Source organism: Methylocystis sp., from assembly GCF_050251305.1.
Taxonomy (GTDB): domain Bacteria; phylum Pseudomonadota; class Alphaproteobacteria; order Rhizobiales; family Beijerinckiaceae; genus Methylocystis.
Map to the genome: position 1 here is coordinate 13365 of NZ_JBFWNB010000021.1, position 23771 is coordinate 37135.

Annotated in this window: 18 protein-coding genes and 1 tRNA gene; 8 read left to right on the forward strand and 11 right to left on the reverse strand. The window is 64.5% G+C overall.

Translation table 11 applies throughout. From position 1 onward, the window contains the following. Positions 1-368 precede the first annotated feature (368 nt). The 5 genes from cyoA (at position 369) to AB7F41_RS09080 (ending at position 7072) form a co-directional block, all read left to right on the forward strand. A complete protein-coding gene (gene cyoA / locus AB7F41_RS09060) occupies positions 369-1298 on the forward strand; it encodes a ubiquinol oxidase subunit II (protein ID WP_428380788.1) in 930 nt (309 codons plus the stop codon). Further along, on the forward strand, positions 1295-3307 hold the full coding sequence (locus AB7F41_RS09065; protein ID WP_428380786.1) for a cbb3-type cytochrome c oxidase subunit I: 2013 nt from the start codon (positions 1295-1297) through the stop codon (positions 3305-3307). Before cyoA ends, AB7F41_RS09065 begins: the two co-directional genes overlap by 4 nt. Beyond that, the gene (locus tag AB7F41_RS09070) at positions 3304-3969 is read left to right on the forward strand and encodes a cytochrome c oxidase subunit 3 (RefSeq protein WP_428380784.1); all 666 of its coding nucleotides are present in this window, start codon (positions 3304-3306) and stop codon (positions 3967-3969) included. The genes AB7F41_RS09065 and AB7F41_RS09070 overlap by 4 nt, the downstream gene beginning before the upstream one ends. Continuing rightward, on the forward strand, positions 3966-5111 hold the full coding sequence (cyoD, locus tag AB7F41_RS09075; RefSeq protein ID WP_428380782.1) for a cytochrome o ubiquinol oxidase subunit IV: 1146 nt from the start codon (positions 3966-3968) through the stop codon (positions 5109-5111). Before AB7F41_RS09070 ends, cyoD begins: the two co-directional genes overlap by 4 nt. Before the next feature lie 188 nt (positions 5112-5299). Then, on the forward strand, positions 5300-7072 hold the full coding sequence (locus AB7F41_RS09080; RefSeq protein ID WP_428380780.1) for a pyrroloquinoline quinone-dependent dehydrogenase: 1773 nt from the start codon (positions 5300-5302) through the stop codon (positions 7070-7072). 15 nt (positions 7073-7087) lie between these two features. On the opposite strand, the gene AB7F41_RS09085 is transcribed toward AB7F41_RS09080, so the two are convergent. The 8 genes from AB7F41_RS09085 to ald all read right to left on the reverse strand — a co-directional run bounded on the left by AB7F41_RS09085 (position 7088) and on the right by ald (position 20012). After that, on the reverse strand, positions 7088-8731 hold the full coding sequence (locus AB7F41_RS09085; RefSeq protein WP_428380778.1) for an amidase: 1644 nt from the start codon (positions 8729-8731) through the stop codon (positions 7088-7090). Between the two features lie 9 nt (positions 8732-8740). Next, a complete protein-coding gene (locus tag AB7F41_RS09090) occupies positions 8741-10135 on the reverse strand; it encodes a SagB/ThcOx family dehydrogenase (protein ID WP_428380776.1) in 1395 nt (464 codons plus the stop codon). Positions 10136-10167: 32 nt separating this feature from the next. Then, the gene (locus AB7F41_RS09095) at positions 10168-12420 is read right to left on the reverse strand and encodes a TOMM precursor leader peptide-binding protein (RefSeq protein WP_428380774.1); all 2253 of its coding nucleotides are present in this window, start codon (positions 12418-12420) and stop codon (positions 10168-10170) included. Positions 12421-13112: 692 nt separating this feature from the next. After that, positions 13113-14792 carry a carbamoyltransferase family protein gene (locus AB7F41_RS09100; RefSeq protein ID WP_428380772.1) on the reverse strand — a complete coding sequence of 560 codons (1680 nt, stop codon included), beginning with the start codon at positions 14790-14792 and terminating at the stop codon, positions 13113-13115. Between the two features lie 504 nt (positions 14793-15296). Beyond that, positions 15297-15590: a YARHG domain-containing protein gene (locus tag AB7F41_RS09105; protein ID WP_428380770.1), complete on the reverse strand. Its 294-nt coding sequence runs from the start codon at positions 15588-15590 to the stop codon at positions 15297-15299. Between the two features lie 50 nt (positions 15591-15640). Further along, complete coding sequence (locus AB7F41_RS09110; RefSeq protein ID WP_428380768.1) at positions 15641-16444, reverse strand: M15 family metallopeptidase; 804 nt, start codon at positions 16442-16444, stop codon at positions 15641-15643. A 194-nt stretch (positions 16445-16638) separates the two neighbouring features. Beyond that, positions 16639-18642 (reverse strand): class I poly(R)-hydroxyalkanoic acid synthase, encoded by a 2004-nt coding sequence (phaC, locus tag AB7F41_RS09115; RefSeq protein WP_428380766.1) that lies wholly within the window; start codon positions 18640-18642, stop codon positions 16639-16641. Positions 18643-18881: 239 nt separating this feature from the next. Next, positions 18882-20012: an alanine dehydrogenase gene (gene ald, locus AB7F41_RS09120; RefSeq protein ID WP_428380765.1), complete on the reverse strand. Its 1131-nt coding sequence runs from the start codon at positions 20010-20012 to the stop codon at positions 18882-18884. Positions 20013-20076: 64 nt separating this feature from the next. On the opposite strand from ald, the gene AB7F41_RS09125 reads away from it, so the two are divergent. The 3 genes from AB7F41_RS09125 to AB7F41_RS09135 all read left to right on the forward strand — a co-directional run bounded on the left by AB7F41_RS09125 (position 20077) and on the right by AB7F41_RS09135 (position 22576). Then, complete coding sequence (locus AB7F41_RS09125) at positions 20077-20541, forward strand: DUF3775 domain-containing protein (protein ID WP_428380763.1); 465 nt, start codon at positions 20077-20079, stop codon at positions 20539-20541. A gap of 130 nt (positions 20542-20671) precedes the next feature. Further along, positions 20672-21010, forward strand: coding sequence for a small metal-binding protein SmbP (gene smbP, locus AB7F41_RS09130; protein WP_428380761.1), 339 nt, complete (start codon positions 20672-20674; stop codon positions 21008-21010). A 153-nt stretch (positions 21011-21163) separates the two neighbouring features. Continuing rightward, on the forward strand, positions 21164-22576 hold the full coding sequence (locus AB7F41_RS09135; RefSeq protein ID WP_428380759.1) for an amino acid permease: 1413 nt from the start codon (positions 21164-21166) through the stop codon (positions 22574-22576). 90 nt (positions 22577-22666) lie between these two features. Here the strand turns inward: AB7F41_RS09135 and AB7F41_RS09140 are convergent, their stop codons facing one another. The 3 genes from AB7F41_RS09140 to gpt form a co-directional block, all read right to left on the reverse strand. After that, positions 22667-23005 carry a Rieske (2Fe-2S) protein gene (locus AB7F41_RS09140; RefSeq protein ID WP_428380758.1) on the reverse strand — a complete coding sequence of 113 codons (339 nt, stop codon included), beginning with the start codon at positions 23003-23005 and terminating at the stop codon, positions 22667-22669. Between the two features lie 118 nt (positions 23006-23123). Next, positions 23124-23212 (reverse strand) — tRNA-Leu (locus AB7F41_RS09145). Positions 23213-23256: 44 nt separating this feature from the next. Continuing rightward, positions 23257-23766: a xanthine phosphoribosyltransferase gene (gene gpt, locus AB7F41_RS09150; RefSeq protein WP_428380756.1), complete on the reverse strand. Its 510-nt coding sequence runs from the start codon at positions 23764-23766 to the stop codon at positions 23257-23259. Positions 23767-23771 lie beyond the last annotated feature (5 nt).

Consider the following 23771-nt stretch of genomic DNA (forward strand, 5'->3'; position numbering starts at 1 on the left):
CCTGGTCAGTTCCCTGATGCAGTCAAAGACGGCGAGCGAACCTCGGCTGGACGTCAGTTGAAAGACATAGTTCGAATTGAACGCCGGCACGAGGCCATATCGCTCGATCCGAAATCGTTGGCCGCGGCGCGCCGTCTGATCTTGGATGAATCCTGCAATTTGAATTCCAAGACGTCAGTGACGCGATCCGCGGCGCGCGCGGCGCCGACTCTTTGCCTTGATTGTCGTGCGACAGAGACCTATCCTTCACGAAGCGCTTTTAGCCTCCGATCGCTCGTCGGCCGCCCTTCGACGACGGGCGGAATTCACGTCACGCCATTCCGCTCTGTCGACTGAGAAAGACCGCTTAACTCAGAGAGATCGTTCACATGCGGCCGAACCCTCCAGCGCGGCGCCGTCTGGCGCGGAGTTTCAGAAGACTGGAAGCGGTTGGGCTCGGGGCGTCGCTGCTGCTGTTGGCGGGCTGCTCTGGCGGCGTGCTCGACCCGAAAGGTCAGATCGCCGCCGAACAAAGCGAGATTCTCCTCAATTCAGTCGCCACCATGCTGGTCATCGTCGCGCCGACGATTCTCGCGACGCTTGGAATCGCCTGGTGGTTCCGCGCATCCAATCGCAGGGCGCGCTATCTTCCCAATTGGGTGTTCTCCGGACGCTTGGAGCTCGTCAACTGGGGGTACCCGCTGCTGATCATTCTCTTTCTCGGCGGCTTGATCTGGATCGGCTCGCACCGACTCGATCCGTTCCGGCCGATCGCCGCCGCCGGCAAGGAACTCGAGGTGCAGGTCGTCTCGCTCGACTGGAAATGGCTCTTCATCTATCCGGAGCAGTCTGTCGCGAGCGTCAACGAGCTCGTTGTGCCGGTCGAAACTCCGGTTCATTTCTCCATCACCTCCGCCACGGTGATGAACTCGTTCTTTGTGCCGCAACTCGGAGGCATGATCGCCGCGATGCCCAGGATGATCACGCAGCTCCATTTGAAGGCGGATCACCTGGGCGATCTCTGGGGCCTGTCGACGCAATTCAGCGGCGACGGTTTCGCCGGCATGCGCTTCAACGTGCGGGTCAAATCGAAGGAGGATTTTGACGGCTGGGTCGCGGATGCGCGCAAGAGCGCCTGCGATCTCGATCACGACGGTTTCGCCGCTCTCATGCGCGAGAGCCAGAACGTGCGTCCCTTCGTCTACCGCTCCGTCGCGCCATCTCTCTTCACCCAGATCGTTAACGGGAAATTCTCGCCGTCGACTGCGACGGGCGCACAGAAAGCTTCCGTCGTCGCGTGCCCGGAGGCGTCGCAATGAACTTCTTTGGCAATCTGTCCTGGGACGCCATTCCGTGGAATTCGCCGCTGCCCTTGATCGCCGGCGGGGTCGTCATCGCCATTTGCATCGCGATCGCCGCATGGATCGTGCTCGCCGGCCACCTGCCCTATCTCTGGAAGGAATGGATCACCAGCGTCGATCACAAGCGCATCGGCGTCATGTATATCGTGCTCGGCTGCGTCATGATGCTGCGCGGCTTCGCCGACGCGATTCTGATGCGCTCGCAGCAGGCCTACGCCTATCGCGCTGAGGGCTATCTCCCTCCGGAGCATTTCGATCAGATCTTCAGTTCCCATGGAACGATCATGATCTTCTTCGCCGCCATGCCGATGATGATCGGGCTGATGAATTTCGTCATCCCCCTACAGCTCGGCATACGCGACGTCGCCTTTCCGACATGGAACTCGACGAGCCTGTGGCTCACCGCCACCGGCGCGCTGCTTGTCAATATCTCGCTCGTCGTCGGCGTGTTCTCGCGCGCCGGCTGGCTACCCTATCCGCCGCTCTCCGAGCTCGAGTTCTCGCCCGACGTCGGCGTCGATTATTATTTATGGGCGCTGCTCATTTCCGGCGTCGGCACGCTCGTCACCGGGATCAATTTCGTCACCACCATCCTCAAGATGCGCGCGCCCGGCATGGGCTATCTCAGGATGTCGATGTATTGCTGGACCGCGCTTGCGTCCAATCTTCTGATCGTCGCCGCTTTCCCGATCCTGACGGCGACGCTCATCATGCTCACTCTCGACCGCTACCTCGGCTTTCATTTTTTCACCGCCGACGGCGGCGGCAATATGATGATGTTCATCAATCTGATCTGGGCCTGGGGGCACCCTGAGGTCTACATCCTCGTCCTGCCCGCTTTCGGCATTTTTTCGGAAATCATCTCGACGTTCTCCAACAAGCCGCTGTTCGGCTATCGGTCAATGGTCATCGCGACCCTCGGCATCTGCATCATCTCCTTTCTGGTGTGGCTGCATCATTTCTTCACCATGGGCGCGGGCGGCACCGTCAATGCGGCGTTCGGCATCGCCACCAGCGTGATCGCGGTCGTGACCGGCGTCAAAGTCTTCAATTGGCTCTTCACAATGTATGGCGGCCGCATCCACTACAAGACGCCGATGCTGTGGGCGCTCGGCTTCCTCGTGACCTTCGTGATCGGCGGCATGACGGGCGTTCTCCTCGCGGTTCCGCCCGCGGATTTTCTTCTGCACAACAGTCTCTTCCTCGTCGCCCATTTCCACAACACCATCATCGGCGGCGTGGTGTTTGGCGCCTTCGCCGGCATTGCCTACTGGTTCCCGAAAGCCTTCGGATTCCGCCTGCACGAAGGCTGGGGCGCGGCCGCCTTCTGGTTTACGCTCGCCGCCTTCTACGCCGTCTTCATCCCCCTCTACATGGTCGGCCTGCTCGGCATGCCGCGCCGCATGCAGCACTATGACATGGAGATGTGGCGCCCCTTCATACTGGCGGCGATGGTCGGCATCTTCCTCTTCTGCGTCGCCTTGATCTGCCAAGTGATCCAGCTCGTCGTCAGCATCCGGCAGCGCGAACGACTCCGCGACGAGACCGGCGATCCCTGGAACGGCCGCTCGCTTGAATGGGCGACCTCGTCGCCGCCGCCGAAGTTCAACTTCGCGGTGCAGCCCACCGTCTATGGCGAAGAGCCATATCAGGAGCTCAAGCGGCGGGCGATCGCCCGTCCGCAGAACGACGAGCGCTACGAAACGATCAAGCTGCCGAGAAATAGCGCGACCGGATTCGTGACAGGCTTTTTCGCGACGATCACCGGCTTCGCGATGGTGTGGAAAATCTGGTGGCTCGCGATCCTCGGCCTTGTCGCCGCCTATGCCGTGTTCGTCTGGCACGCGTGGCGCGAAATTCCCGAGGAGCAAATTTCCGCCGAGGAAGCGGCGCGCATCGATCGCGCCTACCGCGAACGCCGCGCCGCGTGGCTCGCGCAGCATTCCGAGAAAGGCGAGACGGCATGACGACGATCGAGGCGCAGCCCGCCCCGCGCGGCCGACCGCTCGACCCCTACGGGCTCGGCCGCGCCGAGGGCTTGGCGACGAGCCATAGCGAGGCCGGGCCGGCGTCGGAGCGCGTCATCATCGCCTTCGGATTCTGGATCTTCCTGCTCAGCGACATCGTCATGTTCTCCGCCTTTTTCGCGGCGCATGCGGTGTTGCAGACGGCGACCGACAACGGGCCTACCGGCCGAGAACTGTTCGATCCGTCGCGGGTCGCGATCGAAACCGCCTGTCTGCTCGCATCAAGCTTCACATGCGGCCTGTCCGCGGTGGCGACGAATGCGCGCAACTATGTCTGGACGCAGGCGGCGCTGCTCGCGACGGGCCTGCTCGGCCTCGCCTTCCTGGGCCTGGAGGCGCATGAATTCTCTGGCATGATCGCCAATGGCGCGGGGCCTGATCGCAGCGCCTTTCTCTCGTCCTTCTTCGCGCTCGTCGGCCTGCATGGCGCCCATGTCAGCGTGGGGCTGCTTTGGCTCGGCACGATGATGGCGCAGCTCTTCGTCAAGGGCTTCGGCCCCATCATCCATCGGCTGATCTGCTTCAATCTCTTCTGGCATGTGCTCGACATCATCTGGGTCGCGATATTCACGGTCGTCTATTTGATCGGAGAGGGGCGATGAGCGAGACCGAAGGACAAAACGCCGCGGACGTCGCGCCTGGGTTTATGGACGCGCCGGACCACAGCGTGCGTGAAGGTCTCCTGACCTACACGATCGGCTTCGCGCTCGCCGCCGTTCTCACCGCCGCGTCCTTCCTTCTCGTTCGGACGGATCTGATTTGGGGACCCGGCATCACCATGGCGCTGGTCGCCCTGGCGATCGCCCAGATCGGCGTGCATCTCGTCTTTTTTCTCCACCTCACCACGGCGCCGGACAACACCAATAATGCGCTTGCGCTCGCATTCGGCGTGCTGATCGTCACGCTGGTCGTCGGCGGCTCCTTATGGATCATGGCGCATCTCAGCCACAATGTGATGCCCGGCCACGGATTGGCGCAGATGGATCAGGAGACTCTTGCGGCCGAGGATGTCGTGCGCGCGCAGGGCGTCGTCGCTTCCGTCGCGCCGGAGTCGATCGAGGCGCCCGTCTCGGGCGTCGTTACGTCCGTTCAATGCGAAGAAGGCATGCATGTCGAAGCGGGCCAGGTCTGCGTCGAGATCGATCCGCAGCCGCTTCAGGCGGCCGTCGACAAGACGGCTGACGAATTGCGCGCGGCCGCGGCGGGCCTCGAACGCAACCAGAAAGCGCTCGGCGCCGCGCGCGCCACTCTCGAGCGTCGGGAAGCCGCCGGCGCACGCAGCAGATCCGTCAGCCGGCTGCGACGATCGGTCGAACGACTGCAGGCGCAGGTCGAGCGCGCCGAGAGCGACGTTCAGCGCGCGCAGGCCGCGCTGACGGCGGCCAAGACCGCGGTCGGCGAGACGCGCATCGTTTCGCCGATCGAGGGAACGATCCGCACGCGCAATGTCGCGCAGGGCCACAAGATTTCGGCAAAAGCCAAAACGCCGCTGTTCGTCGTTGCGCCGGATTCGGCGCAGGTCGACGTTACGATCGACGCCGCGCAAGGCGGCCGGATCTCAGTCGGCGATGCGGCGGTCATCACCGTGGACGACCTCCCGGGCCAGACGTTTTCAGGCGCTGTGACGAAGATCGAACCTGCGCAAGCCGGCGCGGAGACGATTGTCGGGATTGCCGCGCGCGATCCGAATCACGCCCTCAGTCCCGGAATGGCGGCGACGGTGCGCTTCCCAACGCTGCAGTAGCGCGATTTTTCGCCATTGCGCCGAGACGTCGCGTCGAGCCTCCAAACTGGCCTGGCCGCCCGCGCGGGGGAGACGGGCGGCGCTGAATTTTGAGCAAGGACGGCGAAGCTTCGGCGCTGGAGGCTTCGGGACGCTGGAAGCTTCTGCTTTTTTGCAAGCCGACGTCATCCGGCGAGAGGAGCGGGCCGATGAAGAAAGCGACAAAAATAGCGATTGGCGTGACGGCCGTCGTCGGCGTTGCGGCCGCTGGCGCGATCTACGCCAATTGGAACGCCTTCGTTCCGATCGCCGCCATGGGCATAAATTATGTGCGCTATCTCAATGCGCCCAAGGGCGAGCTGATAGTCGAGACCGCGCAGGATTTTGATGCTGCGCACACGGCCGCCGCAGCCCGCCCTGTTCCGCCTGACGATGGTCTTTGGCCAAGCTACAACAAGACGCTCACCTCCGACCGCTTCTCCTCCCTAAACGAGATCAACCGCGAGAACGCGGCACGGCTCAAAGTGCTCTGCACCTACGACACCGGCCAATACACCGGCTTCAACTCCGGTCTGCTGATGGTGGAAGGAGCGCTGCTCTTTGCGACCGAATATGACACCTTTTCCATCGACCCGACGACCTGCCGTGAAAACTGGCGCAAACATGAGAACTATACGCCGGCGACGCCTCAGGGCGTGAACCGCGGCGTCGCCTATCTAGACGGGCGCGTGTTCCGCGGCACGCAGGACGGGCGCGTGCTCGCTTATGATTTCAAGACCGGCGAACGCCTGTGGGAAACCGCGATCGCCGACCCCAGGAAGAGCGAGAGCGCGCCCGCCGCGCCTATCGCCTGGAACGGCCTCGTGTTCATCGGCAATGCGGGCGGCGACTTCAAAGGCGTGAAGGGCCGCATGTATGCGCTCGACGCGGCGACCGGACGGATCGTCTGGGAGTTCTATCTGGTCCCCAAACAGCCCGGCGATCCGACCCGCGGCCCGCAGGGCGAAACGCCGCTCGACGCGTCGAGCTGGAAAATGGCCGCCAATTTGCCGATCTCGGGCGGCGCGACCTGGACGTCCTATACGCTCGATCCGCAGACGGGACTGCTATATGTGCCGGGCGGCAATCCGGCGCCGGACTTTGCGGTGATGCTGCGCGGGGGCGAAAATCTCTACGCGAATTCGGTGATCGTGCTCGACGCGAAGACCGGAGCCTATCGCGCGCATTTCAAGCTGCTGCCCAAGGATTGGCATGATTGGGACGTCTCCAGCGCGCCGGCGCTGGTCACGACCGCATCGGGCCGGCGCATGATGCTGGTCGCGCCCAAGGACGGGCATCTCTATGGCTTCGATCTCGACACGAAAGAACGGCTCTATCGGGTCCCGGTGACGAAGATCGAGAACGCCGACGTTCCTTTCGCGGCGGATAGGAGCGTGCATTTTTGTCCCGGTTCGGTGGGCGGCGCCGAATGGAACGGACCCGCCTACGACCCGCAGAACAATCTTGTTCTCATCGGCGAGGTTCAATGGTGCACGACTGTCCGAATCGAGCCTGAGAAGGAGATCGAGGGCGCGCCGATATTCACGCCCTGGTCCGGAGAGGATTCCATCAATCCCTTCAACATGTGGGGCAAAGCCGATCCGGTGTTCCAATGGGCGGGCTGGCTCTATGCGGTCGATGCGGACAGCGGGCGATGGCGCTGGCGCGCCAAGACCAACTATCCCGTGCAGAGCGGCGTCGCGCCGACGGCGGGCGGCGTTGTTTTCTTCGGCGATATGGGCGGAAATTTCTATGCGCTCGACGCGGCGACGGGACGCAGGCTGTGGGGCGAGAAGATCGGCGGCGCCGTCGGCGGCGGCGTCATCACCTTTTCGACGCCCAAGGGTCAACGCGTCGCAGCCGCGACCGGTCTGACGGAAGTCCTGTGGCCGACCGAGATCACGACGGCGAAGGTGTCGATCCTGGGCGTCGCCCCGAATTGAGGACGCGGCGCATGGTCACCGGCAGACGCGCCGCGCACCATTCATCGCAGGCGGCGTGAATCCGCCGAAGGCGCGCTCAAGCTGCGTCGCAAAGGCGATCGTTGTGCGATCCTCGAGATAGGGGCCGATGATCTGCACGCCGATCGGCAGGCCTGAGCCGTCGTGATCGATCGGCGCGACAGTCGCGGGCAGTCCGGCGATCGTCGCCGGCGCCGCCCAGATCGTGTGGACATCCAGATAGGCGTAGAGCCTGCCGTCGATGCGGGCGCGGCGCGCCTCGAGCGGCATCGAATGATCGTGCGGAAACGCCGTCGTCGGCGCGGCGGGACAAAGAACCACGTCGAAGTCGTGGAAGAACTCGCGCCATTTCCGCCGCAGTTGCGCGCGTTCAGCCTCTGCGCCGCGCCACTCCCGGAAACTCAGCACCGCGCCGCGGGCGCGCTCGGCCGCGAGGCTCTGGTCCCGCAAAGACCGCGAGTCCGCATCTCGAAAAAGTTTTTCATAGGTGCCGAACGGAAGACCGGCGCCCCAATAGGCCGACAGCAGGCGCGCATGCAGACGCGTCGCTTGTGCGAGATCCGGCGCGCGCGCGCGTTCGTCAGAGACTTTGGCGCCGGCCTGCGCGAGCCTTTCCGCCAATCTCGCGAGCGCCTCGCGCACGACGTGCGAGGTCGGTCCCAGCGGATGCGCGTCAATCATCAGCGCTCGAAAGTCGCTCAGCCGATCGTGACGCGGCGGCGGCAAGGCGAGCCCGTAGCCGACGCCCGCGGTCATCTCGTCCGGCCCGGCGACGACGTCGAGCGCCAGCGCGAGATCGGCGGCGCTGCGCGCCATCGGGCCGATCACCGCAAGTTCGTGCTCCTCCGGCAAGGGCGCCGCGCCCGGACGCGCATGGCCCCTGCGCGGAACAAGCCCTTGTGTCGGCTTATGGGCGTAGATCCCGCAATAATGCGCCGGCTCGCGCATCGACCCGCCCATGTCCGAGCCGAGCGAGAGCGCGCAAAACCCCGCCGCCAACGCCGCCGCCGAGCCGCCGGACGATCCGCCCGGCGTGCGGCAAGGATCGAACGGATTGTGCGTCGTTCCGTAGACCGGGTTGTAGCTCTGCCAATCGCTCAGCCATTGCGACACATTCGTCTTGCCGAGAATGACGGCGCCGGCCGTTTTCAATCGGGACACGGCGAGCGCGTCGTCCTTCGGCGTGAAACGCCTGAAGCGCGGATCGCCCCAGCTGGTCGGCAATCCGGCGACATTGAAGGATTCCTTCACAGTGACGGGGACGCCGAGCAGCGCGCGCTTCTCGCCGCGCGCGAGCGCCGCATCGGCGACGCGGGCGGCCGCACGGGCGCGCTCGAAGTCGCGCGCCGGCACGGCGTTGACGCCCGCATCCAGCGCCTCGATCCGCGCGATCGCGCGATCCGTGAGCTCCAAGGCGGATATGCGCCGCTCCCGAAGCGCGGCGACAAGGTCGCCAGCGGACCAGTAATCCCACTCCGAGGGCGCAAGCGCCTGCGCTGCGACCTCTTGCGCCGCGATCGCCGCCGATGCGCCGCCGGCCCCCGCCGAGGCCGCACAGGCGCCCGCCTTAAGAAGAAAATCGCGTCTTGTCGAAGCGGCGGCGGCGCCGTGTGACGATCGGGACTCATCACGGCGATCCATGCCGGCGCGTCACGCGTTGGGCGCGGGCCGGCCAATCGCCATCTGGCCCACCGCGCCTTCGACGTGAAACGGCAGCCCGGTCATCCGGGCGAAGAGATCGATGTCGCCGACGCCGATGGCGCAGGCGCCAAGCTCCATCTCCGTCGCCATCAGATAGAGCGTCTGCATGACGACGCCGACATGCTTCAAGACCAGGGCATAAGCGAAGCCGCTGTATTTCCACGACACGCGTCCAAAGCGCGCCGCCATTGTGATCATGATCTGCGGCGGCTTGGGCGCGCCCATCGCAAACTGGCCGTCGTCGATGATCGCTTCGAGCTGGCGCTGCGTGACCTCGATCGCCACGAGCGCATGGCGATCCGCGTCATAATGATAGAAACCGCGCGCCAGTCCGTCGCATTTGTCGACGGCAAGATAAAGCTCCAGCTCGTAGCTCGCGCCGCCGGAAGGGTACGGCCGTGCGGCGATCTCGATCTCGGCGCCGTCCGCTTCGATCAGCCGTTGGCGCGAAACGATCCGCGCCGCGCCGTCGAGAAATCGCGCGACTTCAGCGAGGGTGATTGGATGCGCATCGTCGAAGATGCGTTCCGAACGCCGTTTGCGCAGCAGCGCCGCAACAGCGGAATCATTCGCGTCGGCGATCCTGGCGAGCTCGATCGCCGGGCCAGGCCAAGCGGGCCGCGCCGCGGGCGGCTGCGGGACGAGATCCGCATGGGCGTAAAGTCCGCCGGTTGGATTGGCGTGGCGGCCGTTGGTGCTGCGAACATGGAAGAGAAGATCGTGAAACTCCCAAAGCGCGAGATCTTCATCGCCCTCGCCTGCGCGCAAAGCTTTGCCCGGATCGGTCGCGAAGGCGATCCTGCAATCGACAAGCAGCGCGAGAAATTCTTCTCCGGGGAAATCCGGCTCGCTGCGCAACTCGGCGAGCGTTCGCGGCGTCGCGAGCAGCGCAATGGCGGAAGCCGCGCGCGCGTCGCAAAGGCGAAATGCGGCGCCAGCCAGAGGCGATTCCAAAATCAGGTCCTCGCCGCGCCGCCGCAGATAGGCGAAGCGCGAAAGAACAAATCGACGCGCGGCGTCGAGTTTCTCAAGGTTCGGCCGATAATCCCGCATCTGCGGCTCGACGACCAGAATGTCCCGTCCGCCCGCGCCGCGGGCAAGCCGGTATTCGACGAGGCCGTGAAGAGCGAGCCGCTGGATCAGCCCGCGCAGCTCCTTGTCCTCGGGGCCCTCATTCCTCCTGACGGCCGACAGCGGGCGGCCCGTGGCGAATTCGGACGCGTGGCGGAGGGAGGCGGCGCTGAACTTCCCGAGGAGCAGCGTTTCACGATCGAACCGCGCGCGAAGGACGCCGCCCGCCTCTTCGTCCAGGGAAACCCCAGGGCCCAGTTTGGCGAGAAGCATTGCGGGCGCGCGGCTCCGATCGGCGCTCAATTTTATGTCCGTGGGTGCAAAGGATTGAGATCCCGTTCCCGCGTCGGGCGCTGACGCAAGCCCATCGCGACGGGCGTGTCGTAGAGCCGGCCAGGTCCGAAGCGGCGATAGAAATGCCTGAGGCCCGGAACGATCACCCGCACGACGGGCACCTCGATGTCGGGCCGCGTCTGATCGAGCACGAGGAAGTCGAACCCCTTTTTGGCCATATGCGCCACGCAGGCGCGCACCTGTTCGCGGCGGTCGCGGGTCGCAAAATCCTTGAAGCGCGACCGGCCGAAACTCGCCTTGCCCTTCGGGCGCAAATAAGCGTGCTTACGCAGCGGCAGCGGATCGCCCCCGTAATCGTCGCCGTCCTGTTCCGGCCGTCCCCGCAAATGCTCGATCGCGAGAAACTGGTTGAGCTCGGTCATCGCGCGCAGCGTCGCGATACGGGGATCGAAATGCGCGCCGGCGGCGACTTCGATGAACTCGCGTCCCTCATCCTTCCAGTGCGCCACGGCGATGACGGCGGGAATGCCGACGTCTGTGGTGACGTTGAGCGCCCACACGTCGCGCCCCATTGCGGCGAAGGCGGCGCGCAGGTCGCAGACATAGCTGTCGCGCAATTTGTCGAGATCGATCTCCGGAGCCCGCAACCGGTTGTACCACCAGATCGCATAGGCGTCCCGCTCAACGAGTTCGAGAAACCCCTGGAGGATCGCTTCTTCGATCGTATTGCCGGCCGCGCAGCCGTTCGAGTCCGCGCTCAGCGCGTTGCCGCAATCCGAATTGTGGAAAAAATAGAGAAGGCCGGTCGGCGCATATTTGAAGCGTTCGTCGCGCAGCGACCAGACGGGCGACCATTCCGTCTCGAGCGAAGGATCGAACCGGCGCGGCGCCTCATCGCTGGAGCAGCAGCCTTGCGCGCCCTCTCCATATTGCGCGTCGCTGTAGTGGACGATCTCTTCGGGATGGATCGCCTCGCCGGCCGAGAAATCGACGAAGCGGCGCGCGACCCTGATCTCGTCGCCCTGAAAGATCCCGCAATAGCGTTCGATCGCCTCCATCAGGGCGCTGGCTTCGCCCTGCTCCGCGATGCTGCCCTTGCCATAGCTGTCGCCGCTCAACCCAGCCTGCAGGGCGTCGACCGTGTCCGGACGAGGCGAAAAGTTGTGGCGGGCGAGGAAGCTTGCGTCGAGCGGCTGATCGCTCTTGATCCGCTCGAGATGCGAGACGACGCCGGTCAGCGGGCTCACATGTTTGCGATAGCGGGCGACGGTCTCGCTGGGCGTCATGGAGCGATAGCCGCCGCTCGTCACGACGATTCTGCCGCCGGCGCGCAGCCGGATGGGAATCGGCTGGCGTTCGGGATCCCGCGACGGCGCGTCGCCGCAGACCGGGCATTGCGGCCGCGCCGGCACATAATGGCGCGCCACTTCGGAGCCCAGCATGTCGAGACTGACGATATGCTGGCCGAGGTCCGTGCGAAATCCGCTGGCGATGGCTTTGCCGATCTCGACGGCGGCGAGCGAGACGCCGCTGCGTCCGAGCGTCTCTGCGCCAAGCGGCGAAGCCGAGACGCAGCGCGCCGCCTTGCGATCGAGAAAGGCTTTGACCTGCCGGTTCCATTTCATCCGATCGGACAGGCATCTCCAGCAGGCGCCTTTGCCGGGGCTGAAAATCGGGCCGACGAGCGGAAACAGTCCTGTTGGCTGAACAGGCAGCCAATCCGCCTTCGCTTCAAGCTGGCGTTGATTGAACGCCGCGAGCCGCTCGTCGAGATAATCGCCGACCAGCGCGACGGTAAGATCGCCGCCGCCATCGACCAGCCTGACGCCGAAGCCGCGCAGCGCGTCTGCGCATTCCTCTTTGCCGCCGACGCCCAGCGATTCGATCGCCACGCTGACATTTTGCAAATTTTCACCCGCGGCGTCGGGGCTGAGACCGAGGCTTGCCCAATAGGCGGCCGTCACGTCCTGCGCAGCGTCGGAGGGGACGACGAAGCGGCGATCCGTCAGCCGCCTGAACGCCTCCTCGATCTTGGCCACGGGAAACTCGGCGGCGAGCGCATGGACGATCGACGTCTGATCCTCGCCCGCGGCGATGCGTTCGGCGAGCGCGCAATACAGCGCGCCGCGCAAAAAGAACTTCCTGTTCTCGGAATAGAGGCAGACGACGTCAGGCGGAAAAATATAGACCGCAAAATTCGGCGCAAAGCGAAGCGCCCCGCCGGCTTGCGCCTCCAATTGTCGCGCGGGCGCTTCCATCGCCATCTATCGACCGCCGGCCTCCTCAGTTCTTCCGCCAGCGACGCGACGGGCGACGCCGCGCACCCGCAGCAGCGATTCGCGCGCGCATAGGACATGGATACCCGCCGCCGCGGGCTCTGATGAACTCCCGCGGCGCATGCCCGCTTGACGTCAAACCTTATGGAAAAGGACTTAGGCGCCGCAGCCCCTGCAGCCTCTGCATCCTCTGCAACCGCCACAGCCGCGGCATCCTCTGCAACCGCCGCAGCCGCGGCATCCGCCACAGCCGCGTCCCCAGGCGACGGTTTCGGACTTGGCTTCGCCAATGTCCTCACGATCGAACAGACGGAAGGAGCTGAGGCCGACGTCGAACACCTCCTGTTCATGGAGGTCCATGTCCATCAACCGCATATTGCTGGTCGCCGGCTCGGTCGCAGCCTCGGCCGGAGCGCTCTCTGCGCAGGCGGCCCCCGCGAGCGAGAAAGAGACACCGATAACGCCGAGCGCCTTTGCGCTTCGATTTGGGCTCTTAGAATGGTCCGATGAACGCGCCATTGCCCGACCTCCCCAAAAAGTAAATGCGGCCCCAACGGCTTTAGTCTAGCACCCGTCCCCCGGTCGTCAATGCCCGGGTCGGCGCGCGACGCGGGTCGCGCCAGCGAATCAAATGCTTGCCCCCTGTTTGGCCGCGCCCGAGGCCGATCGATGCATGCGCATCAGCTTTCGGACGTGACGCAAATGTCGCCCATGAACAGGGCGTCGAGACCGGCCCCGCGAAAGGTGGCGACGGCGTGGGACGGGGTGCAGACGATCGGCTCATTGTCATTGAAGGAAGTGTTGAGCACCAGGGGCACGCCGGTCCGCTCGAAAAATCGCGAAATCAGCGCGTGATAACGGGGATTCGCGGCGCGGCGCACGATTTGGACGCGCGCGGTCCCGTCCTCATGGAGCACGGCGGGAATGCGCGCCGCGCGGCCCGGCTTTGTCGGACAGGCGAAGAGCATGAATTCGTGACTGAGCGACGCCGGCCCCAGATCGAACCAATCGTCCGCATGTTCCGCGAGCACGCTCGGCGCGAACGGCCGAAAGTCTTCGCGGTGCTTCACCCTCTGGTTGAGAATGGCGCGCGTGTCCGGCCGACGCGGATCGGCCAGCAGCGACCGATTGCCCAGCGCCCGAGGACCAAACTCCATCCGCCCTTGAAACCAGCCGACGATATTGCCGTCGGCGATCATCTCCGCGGCCTCCCGAGGCGCATCCTTGCATTTGCGCGGCTTCAGACCGGCGGCGCGGACGGCCGCCAGAGCTTCCCGCTCGTCATATTCAGGTCCGAGATAGGGCGTTGCGCCGCCTGTCGGCCGCTTCGCCCCGCGTTGCGCGCAATGCGCGACAAGCGCGGCGCCGATCGCGGTCCCGGCGTCGTGCGGCGCGGACGGAATGAAAATGCCGCTGAAGCCGCTTGCCTGCGCGAGCCGCGCATTGGTCACGCAATTGAGCGCGACGCCGCCGGCCAGACATAGGGCGCCGCCCGGCGCCTCGCGTTCGAGACGGCGCAGAAGCGAAAGCGCCGCGAGGTCCGTCGCGTTCTGAAGCGCCGCCGCAACATTCATGTGGTGGGGAAGGAAGTCGCCGTCCGGCGCGCGCCGCGGACCAAAAAGCGCGTCGAGCCCGCGCGGTTCGAGCGAATTGAAGCCGATCGCCGCGGCGTCCACGGCGTAGCCCTGCTCCGTGACCTGAATGATCGAGGCGAACTCCCGCTGAAACGCCTCCGGATCGCCATAGGCTGCAAGGCCCATGACTTTTGCGGCGTCATAGGCGGAAAAGCCGAGATAGACGCTCGTGTGCTCCCATACGAAGCCGAGCGAGTGCGGATAGGAGAGGCTCGCGAGAACGCTGATATGGCCGCCTTCGCCACGCGCCAGCATGGTGCAATCGGCCTCGCCGATTCCGTCGACCACCAAGATCGCGGCCTTGTCGAAGCCCGAAGGATAATAGGCGGACGCGGCGTGGGCGAGGTGATGCGGCACGAATTTGAGCGCCCGGCCGAAGCGCCGCCCCATCAGCCGCGCCACGGCGTCGTCGACCTCGTCCAGCCACTTCAGAAACACGTCTTCGAGACTGCTGTCCGGCCACCATTCGGAACGAAATTTGGTGCGGCGCAACCGCGGTTCGAAGGAATAGGCCACGATGTCGACGTCTTCAGGCCGCAGGCCGGCATAATCGAGACAAAACCGCATCGCCTGCTCGGGCAATTCATGCGGATTGTCGACCCGCGCCTCCTTGGCGTGTTTGACGCGCGAAAAGCGTTCCTCTTCACAGGCCGCGACGACCTTCCCATCCACCACAAGCGCCGCCGACGATTCGTGAAAGACAGAATTGATTCCGAGAATATTCATCTGTCGGACTGTCTCCCTTTATCGCCGCGCTGGTCCGGATGGACATCGGGGAGCTTAATCGAGAGCGTGAACTGGGAGAAACCCGAACGCGACGCTGACCGCCCAATCTATGGCAAAAGAGAATCGCCGGAAATGACTCGCTTTCGGCGCTGTCGATCGATCATTTTCCGCCGCGTCTCGATAAGCGCCGCACGCGTCCGGAGCGTATTTGCGATGGCCAAGCGCCGGCGCCTTCGCAGAGGCGACAAACCTCCGCATCCCGCCGACGGCGTCGCGTCGAGAAACTGTTCGTTGTTACGAAATTTGTCCGAGCTTCAAGCCGCATGGCCGACGCCAACCGTTATGGCGCGACGTTGCGCGAGACCGGCGCATGAACCGCCTCCAACAGATCGCGGAGGCGTCACGTAAGCCGTCTGGCGCCGGCCTTCCGATCCGGCGCCAGTTCGACGTTTGCGTCAGGACGGAACTTCGCGTTCGGCGCGCGCAGGCGTCGGCCGAAACGGATCAGCACCCTTTACGCGCTTCCCACATCTGCAATTCGTTCACGCGACGGCGTTCCCAGCCGCGCAACGCGCCATAGGGCGGGAAACAGCCGCGTCCGAACTCGGCCCGCGCGCGCGGGGTCTTGAAGCAATAGCCGTTGCGCGCGTAAATCGCGTTTCGCGCATACCAAAGTTCGCCGCAGGACATATAAGCGGCGTCTTGAGCACGGGCGGGCGACGGCGCGCCCAGCATCGTCAAACCGACAAGCGCGCCTGCGGCGGCGCCGAAGACGGAGAGAAAGATCGTCTTTTTCATTTTTCGTTCTCCCTACAAGGATTCCAATCTAGCGCGCGCATGCATCTCAGTTAATGCGGCGCTTTGTCCGAATTCTCCTTATGTGGGGCGCCGACGAAAAACTCCGGCCGATATTCGAAATGCATCGTGTCGTAATGCCCCCATTTTCCGCCCCAGATGAATCCGTGGCGTTCGAAAATCTCGACGATTTTATAAGGGATCCGGTTGCGATAGGCGCCTTTGCTCCATAGCCAGTAATCCGAATATTTCACATTGACGTCGATCGCGGCGCCATAGGCGTGCATGCTCCGCTTTCCCGTGTCCTTCACCACCCGACAACTGAATGTTCCTGCGCTCGGAACGGCGAAGCGCTTCAAATCCGCCGGCAGAGTTTCGAGCTCGCGAGCGACGCTTCGCAACTTCTCGGCGACGCCATTGACCGACGTCGCCTTCAGTTTTTGCCCGCCGACCCATGCGATGGTCACCAGGCGCTTCTGCGTCTCTCCTCGATCGCAGTCGCCATACATTTTGTCGAAAAAGGCGGCGTTGCGAAAACGTCCGGGATCGTCTTGCGGTCCCGGCGGCTGAGACAGCGGACCCTTCGGATATGGCAGGCTGAGCTGATCGAGAAGCGAAGCGTTTCTCAGCTTTTCGTCGAAACTCTTGTCGCGCGATCCATTCGACAGCGGCTGCTTCGTTCCTTCACGCCAAACAAGCGAATCGCCATCCAGACCGCGAAGCTGTTCGGGATAGGCCGCGACGAGCGCCTCGGGCGAAATCGCCTGCGCGCAGGCGAGTCCGCCTCCTCCGACGACGCACGCACCGACGACGAGAACGCGCCAAACGCCCGCAACGCGTCGCTCTTCATTTTTCATGAATCCCTCCCCGAAGTCGCCGCGACCTTTACTCCGCTTGAGATCGCGCTCGCCCCACATGCGGAGCGTGAGTCGACGCCCGCCGTTCTTGCCGACGCATGGGCGCAGTTCGAAGCGCGACCTTGTTGCGGAAATCGACAAACGCCATCTGGCGTTCCGACCAAAACGTGCGGCTTAAAGCGCGACGCCGGCGCCTATCCACGCACCCGCACATATTCGCCGGGCGCGTCGCAAATGACCTTGAGCTTGCCGCCGCCGGGCTGGCGCGCGGGCGTTTTTTCGGGAGCCTGCGCCGTGATCCAGGCCAGCCAGAGCGGCCACCAGGAGCCTTTCGTCTCCTTCGCCTTCTTGATCCAGTCCTCGAAGACGCCCTGCACAGGGCCGCCTGTCCAATACTGATATTTGTCCTTGGAGGGCGGATTGATGATCCCCGCAATATGGCCCGATCCGCCAAGCACGAAGGTCACGTCGCCGCCGAAGAACTTCGCGCCGCGAAACACGGATTGCGCCGGCGCGATATGATCCTCCTTGGTCGCGATCTCAAAGACCGGAATTTGAACCTGACGCAGATTCAGCCGGATCCCGTCAATGACCATCTCGCCGCGCGCGAGTCGATTTTCGAGATAGCAGCTCCGCAGGTAAAAGGAATGATTGGCGCGCGGAATGCGCGTCGAATCGGAGTTCCAATACAGGAGATCGAACGCGGCAGGCTCGACGCCCTTCATGTAATTGTTGACGACATAGTTCCAGATGAGCTCGTTCGGGCGCAGCATGTTGAAGGCGTTGGCCATCTTCACGCCTTCGAGATAGCCGGTGCGCGCCATGCTTTCATCGAGCGCCGCAAGCCGCGCCTCGTCGACGAAAATTTGCAGGTCGCCTGCATCTGAAAAGTCGACCTGCGTCGCAAAGAAGGTGACGCTGTCGATGCGATCGTCGCCGGTCGCAGCCATATAGGCGAGCGTCAGCGCGAGCAGCGTGCCGCCGACGCAATAGCCCGCCGCCGTCACCTTGCGCGCGCCCGTCGCCTTTTCGATCACATCAAGCGCGGTCAGCACGCCTTCGTGCATATAGGCTTCGAAGCCCTTCTTGGCCTTGCTCTCGTCGGGATTGACCCAGGAGATGATGAAGACCGTGAAGCCCTGCTCGACCGCCCAGCGCACGAAACTTTTTTCGGCGTTGAGATCCAGCACGTAGAATTTATTGATCCAGGGCGGGGTGATGAGCAGCGGCCGCGCATAGACCTCCGCCGTCGTCGGCTCATATTGAATGAGCTCCATCACGTCATTGCGCCAGATCACCTTGCCGGGCGTGTTCGCCAGATCGGCGCCGAGTTCGAATTTGCGGTCCGCGCTCTGCCGAATCTTCAGCACGCCGCCGCCCGCGGAGATGTCTTCCGCAAGCATCTTCAAGCCGCGGACGAGATTCTCGCCTTTCGCGTCGATCGTCGCGCGCAGCAGTTCGGGATTGGTCGGCACGAAATTCGACGGCGAGACAGCGCTCGAAATCAGCCGCGTGTAAAAGACCGCCCTGGCCTTCGTCTGCGGGTCGAGGCCTTCGGTTCTCTCGACCATGTCGCCGGCCCAGCGCGACGCCAGCAGATAGGATTGCCGCAGCCAATCGAAGAATGGATTTTCGTTCCACTCAGGACCGGCGAAACGCTTGTCCGAGAAATCGGAAGGAACGATCGGCGCGACATCCTCGCCGCCGTAGCGGCGCAGCGTCTGGCGCCAGATTTCGCTGAGGCCGCTGTAGAGGTCGGCTTGCGCGGCGGCGGCGCGTTCAGGCTTCGACAGCCAATATTCGGCGACCGCGCCGAGAGTTTTCGTCGCGTCGGCGACGCTCGCGGCGAGTTCGCTGCGCGCCTCGTCGGGGTTGACGCCGCCGATCGCCGCAGCCAGCGCCTTGCGGCCCTGATCCACAAGCTGCGCCATATTGTCGGCCATCGCTTCGATGTCGAGCTTGGCGAATGTTTCCAGGCCGGGCGGCGGCGCGAGCGCGCCGGCGCTGTTGGGCTTGGCGACAACAGCCTCTAGCGCGGGCGCGGGGGCCGCCGAGGTGTTCTCAGCGACAGATTTTTTCTTGGCCTTGCGCGCCGGTTTCTTCGGCGCCGCGGCTTTGTCGCGCGATGGGACCTTGCCCGCCGCCGGGGCCCGTCGTCTCCGGCCGGCCGCGGAGTCTTGGTCCTTGTTCGCGCTCATGCCCTAACCTGTCCCGTTTCAAAATGCGCGGGCGCCGCTTCGCGCCGCCGCGTCATTCTGGTCTAACAACTGCGCGCTGATGAGAAAAGCTCTATGGCCGGGCGTCGAGAGGATGCGCTTCGGCGAGATAAGCTCGAAATATTACAATGCAATATCGGGTCCTCTCCGCCGGACAGAGCAGCCTGTCGCGGAAATTCGGCGAAAAGGTCGCACGGGCCTTGCTCTTCGTGGAAGCGACGCTATGCGGCCCCGGCGCTGTCCAAGACATCGAGATGCGACGACAGCGGCAGGCCATGCGCGGCCGCGACCGGCGGCGACAGGATGCGGCCCGACGAGACCTCCAATCCGGCGCGAAGATGCGGATCATTTTCTATGGCGCGACGCCAGCCCTTGTTGGCGAGCGCCAGCACGAAGGGCAAGGTGGCGTTGTTGAGCGCGAACGTCGACGTGCGCGGCGTGATCCCGGGCATGTTGGTGACGCAGTAATGCACGACGCCGTCGACGACATAGGTCGGATCGGAATGGCTCGTCGGTCGCGACGTCTCGCAGCACCCGCCCTGATCGATCGCGACATCGACGATCACGGCGCCCCGCTTCATCGTCGTCAGCATGTCGCGCGTGATCAGGATCGGCGCTTTCGCGCCCGGCGCCAGAGCCGCGCATATGATGAGATCGGCGCGCTTCGCCGACTCGGCGATCGCGGCGCGCGTCGAATAAATGGTGCGCGCCGCGAAACCGAAGCGCGTCTCGAGACGCCGAAGCGCCTCCGGATTGCGGTCGGCGACAAGCACGCTGGCGCCCATGCCGAGCGCAATGGCCGTCGCCTGCGCGCCGACGCTGCCGGCGCCGAGCACGAGGACATCGGCCGGCGGCACGCCCGGCGCGCCGGCGAGCAGAACGCCGCGGCCGCCCGCCTGCTTCTCGAGAAAATGCGCGCCGACTTGCGGGGCGAGGCGCCCTGCGATTTCCGACATTGGCGCAAGCAGGGGCAGTCCGCCGCCGGGCGCCGTCACCGTCTCATAGGCGATGCAATGCGCGCCGCTCGCCATCAGCGCGCGGGTCAGCTCAGCGTCCGCGGCAAGATGAAAATAGGCGAAAAGCGCCTGGTCAGGGCGGAGATAGGCGATCTCGCGCCTTTGCGGCTCCTTCACCTTGACGATCAGTTGCGCCGCGGCGAAGAGCGCCTCGGGACCGTCCACGAGCTTCGCTCCCGCCGCCGAATAGTCCGAATCCGACAGACCAGCGCCCTCGCCTGCGCCGCGCTCGATGAAGACGTCGTGTCCGGCATGAGCGAGTTCGGCGACCGAAGAAGGCGTCAGGCCGACGCGATATTCATTGTCCTTGGTTTCCCGCGGCGCGCCGACACGCATGTCCTGCTCCAAAAAAGACGGCGTCGACTTGGGTAAAAATCTCGCCTGAGAGAGATATATGCAAATGGCCGCCTTTCGCGGCAAGGGCGAAGGTCAAGCGGGCTTTCAGAACGGGAGCGAAGGAAAAATGCCCACCATCAATACGGACAAAGTCTGTTTCATCGTCGTCAAGGCTCGCGAGCTTGAAAGCGAAGACGAAGGCGTCGAACCCGACGCCTCCAACGCCACGGACGACGGTTTCGTCAGCGTGCTGACCGAAGACGCCTTTCCCACCATTCGCAAGGAGATTTCGTCCTTCATCGAATCGATGGACATCGATGAGCAGGTCGAGCTCGTCGCCCTGATGTGGGTGGGTCGCGGCGACTTCGTCGCGAGCGAATGGAATGAGGCGGTCAGGCAGGCGCGGGCCCGGCATGAGGGCGCGACGTCGACCTATCTCCTCGGCGTTCCCCTTCTGGCCTCTTTCCTCGAGGGCGGGCTGGCGGAATTCGGCGAAAGTTGCGAACTTTACGCGGCCGACCGCCAGTGAGCGCGCCGCAAAGCAGGCGCGCGCGCAGGCGTTCTCGGCGATTGGCGTCAAGGCTAAGGATCAGCCCTCGATACTGCAGCGAAAATGACCATATTACGGATCATGCGGCGCAAGCAGTGAGGAGATGCCTATGAATCGCAGAATCTTTGCAACCGCACTGGCTCTATCCATCGCAGCCTTTTTCGCTCCGCGACTGGCCTATGCAGAGGACCATCTGAGTGAAGCCATCACCCACACCAAGCAGGCGATCAGCGAAGGCAAGGCAGGAAAGGCCGACGCGCTGACGACGCATGCGGAAGAAGCGCTGAAACACGCCAAGGCGGCCGAGGCCGAGAAGGCGAACGAGCACACCAAGCAAGGCGTGTCGCATCTTGAAATGGCCATTGATCACGGCAAGCAGAATCACGCCGACGTTGCGACCAAACACGCCGAAGAGGCGCTGACCCATCTGGAGGCGGCGACGAAGTAGGCGTCGTTTCGCCAAACGAAAGAGCGGCCTTCCAGGGCCGCTCTTTTTTCGTCTGCGCCGCCTCTGTCGGCGCCGCCCTGCGGAACGCCATGACAGCGCCGGCCGGATCGCCTATGGACGTCGTGGCGGACCGCCCGCCGACGGGCCTGATTGATGAAGCTGTCCTCCTCGCTGTTGCGCGCCAAATCCATCGAATCGCTGCAAGCGGAAGCCGACCGGCCCGGCGGGTTCCGTCGCGTGCTGGGCGTCTGGCAGCTCACCGGCATCGGCCTCGGCGGCCTCATCGGCGTCGGCATTTTCGTGCTGACCGGCGTGGTCGCCGCCACTCAGGCGGGGCCGGGCGTCGCCCTTTCGTTCCTCATCGCGGGCGTCGCGAGCGCCGCGGCGGCGCTCTCCTACGCCGAATTCGCCGGCATGATCCCCGTCGCCGGCAGCGCCTACACATATGCCTATGCGGTGCTGGGCGAACTCGCCGCCTGGATTATCGGCTGGGACCTTCTGCTTGAATATGCGCTCGTCGTCGCCGTTGTGGCGATCGGCTGGTCGGCCTATTTGCAGGCGCTCCTGGCGCAATTCGGCCTCGCTCTTCCCGACTGGGCCAGCGGCGCGTCGGGCACCGGTCCGGGCCGGGCGGTCGATCTCTTCGCCGCGCTCGGCGCGCTCGGCGTCGCCGGCCTGTTGACGCTGCGCATCGAGCTTGGCGCGCGTTTCAACGCCGTGATGGTCGTCGTGAAGATCGCGGCGGCGCTCCTGGTGATCGTCGCCGGCGCGCCCTATGTGCGCCTCGAAAACTGGTCGCCCTTCATGCCCTACGGCTTTTCCGGCGTGGCGCAGGGCGCGGCGGTCGTCTTCTTCGCCGTGTTCGGCTACGACACGCTGACGACGGCGGCCGAAGAAGCCCGCGCGCCGCAGCGCGACGTGCCGCGCGCCGTTCTCCTGTCGCTGGTCGTGGCGCTGACGCTCTATATCGCCATGTCGCTCGTGCTCACCGGCGTCGTGCGCTACGACACGCTCGACAATCCGGCGCCGGTCGCGACGGCGTTCGCGTCGATCGGCCTGCCCTGGATCGCCTTCGTCGTATCGCTTGCGGCGGTCGCCGGCATTATCAGCGTCATGCTCGCCTTTCTCCTTGCCTGCGCGCGCATCTGGTTCGCGATGAGCCGCGACGGCCTGCTGCCCGGCTGGTTTGCGGAGGTTCATCCGCGATTCCACACGCCCTATCGGCCGACGCTGATCGCCGGCGCGCTGACCGCGCTCGTCGCCGCGCTGTATTCGATCAAGGAAGTGGCGGAGCTGGTGAATATCGGCACGCTCTCCGCTTTCGTCGTCATCTGTTCGTCGATCATCGTGCTGCGGCGCACGCGTCCCGACGCGGCGCGCAGCTTCCGCACGCCTTTCGTGCCCTATACGCCGCTGATGGGCGTCGCCTTCTCACTCTGGCTGCTGTCGCGGCTTCCCGCCGTCGCCTGGGAGCGTTTCGCGATCTGGATGGCGATCGGGCTCGCGATCTATTTTCTCTATGCGCGCAAACGAAGCCGGCTGGCGGAGAACGCTGCGGAAAACTAGCGCCGGCGCCGACGCCGCAACGAGAGTTATGCGCGGAACCAGACACGGATGTTTCCCGCCGCCGCCGCGCGACTGGCTCGTTCGGCGGTCCTACGCCTGCGCGCGCGCCGGCTTGACCGGTCCGACGTCGACCTGAATCTCGTCGCCCTCCACGCGAATCTCATAAGGGTGGAGCGCATTGCGGACGAGATGCGTCACGCATTTGCCGCTTGTGCTGTCGAATCCCCATTGGTGGTGCGGACAGGTGACTGTCTGCCCGTTGAAGGTGGCTTCGCTCAATGGCATGTCGGCATGCGGACAACGCCCGCGATAGGCCTTGAGCTCGCCGCCGGTCGGCCAAACCAGCAGCACGCTCTTCTTGCCGGCGTGAAACAGGCCCATGCCGCCTTCGCTCACGGAACCGGTGTTGCAGATTGTGGTGAACGCCATCGTGATCGCCTTCAGCAAATCAATTTCTGTGAGGCGTTAGCAAGTAGCGGACCAAGAGCCCCGCCGCTGTCCGCGGGGCCGATTTGCAGCGCGCGGCGGTCATCGCGGCGATGCGTTCTGGTGCGGGCGGCCGGAATCGAACCGGCACAGGCCTTGCGGCCCTACGGATTTTAAGTCCGTTGCGTCTACCAGTTTCGCCACGCCCGCGAGCCGCTCGTATATAGGCGGCGCCGTATCCGAACGCCAAACTTTTATGCCCGGCGGCGCGGCTTGGCGTCGGGCTTGCCGATCGGCGCCTGAAACGACAGGCCGGTGTCCCAGGGAAAGAAGATCCAGGTGTCCTGCGAGACTTCGGTGACGAATGTGTCGACCAACGGCAGGCCCTGCGGCTTGGCGTAGACCGTGGCGAAATGCGCGTCGGACAGCATGTCGCGCACCGCCTTCGCCGTGGCCCCCGTGTCGACAAGATCGTCGATGATCAGCACCTCGGCGCTCGGCCGCGCGAGAATCGTGTCGGTCAGCGGCTTCAGCACCTGGACCTCGCCGCGCTCCCGCTCCTCGTGATAGCTCGCGACGCAGACGGTTTCGACGACCCGGATTCCGAGTTCGCGCGCCACGATCGCCGCCGGCACGAGTCCGCCGCGGGTCACCGCCACGATCGCCGAAAATCCGCCGATGGAGGCGAGACGCCAGGCGAGCGCGCGCGCGTCGCGATGAAACGTGTCCCAGGAGACCGGAAAAACCTTGTCAGACCCATGCATTTGCT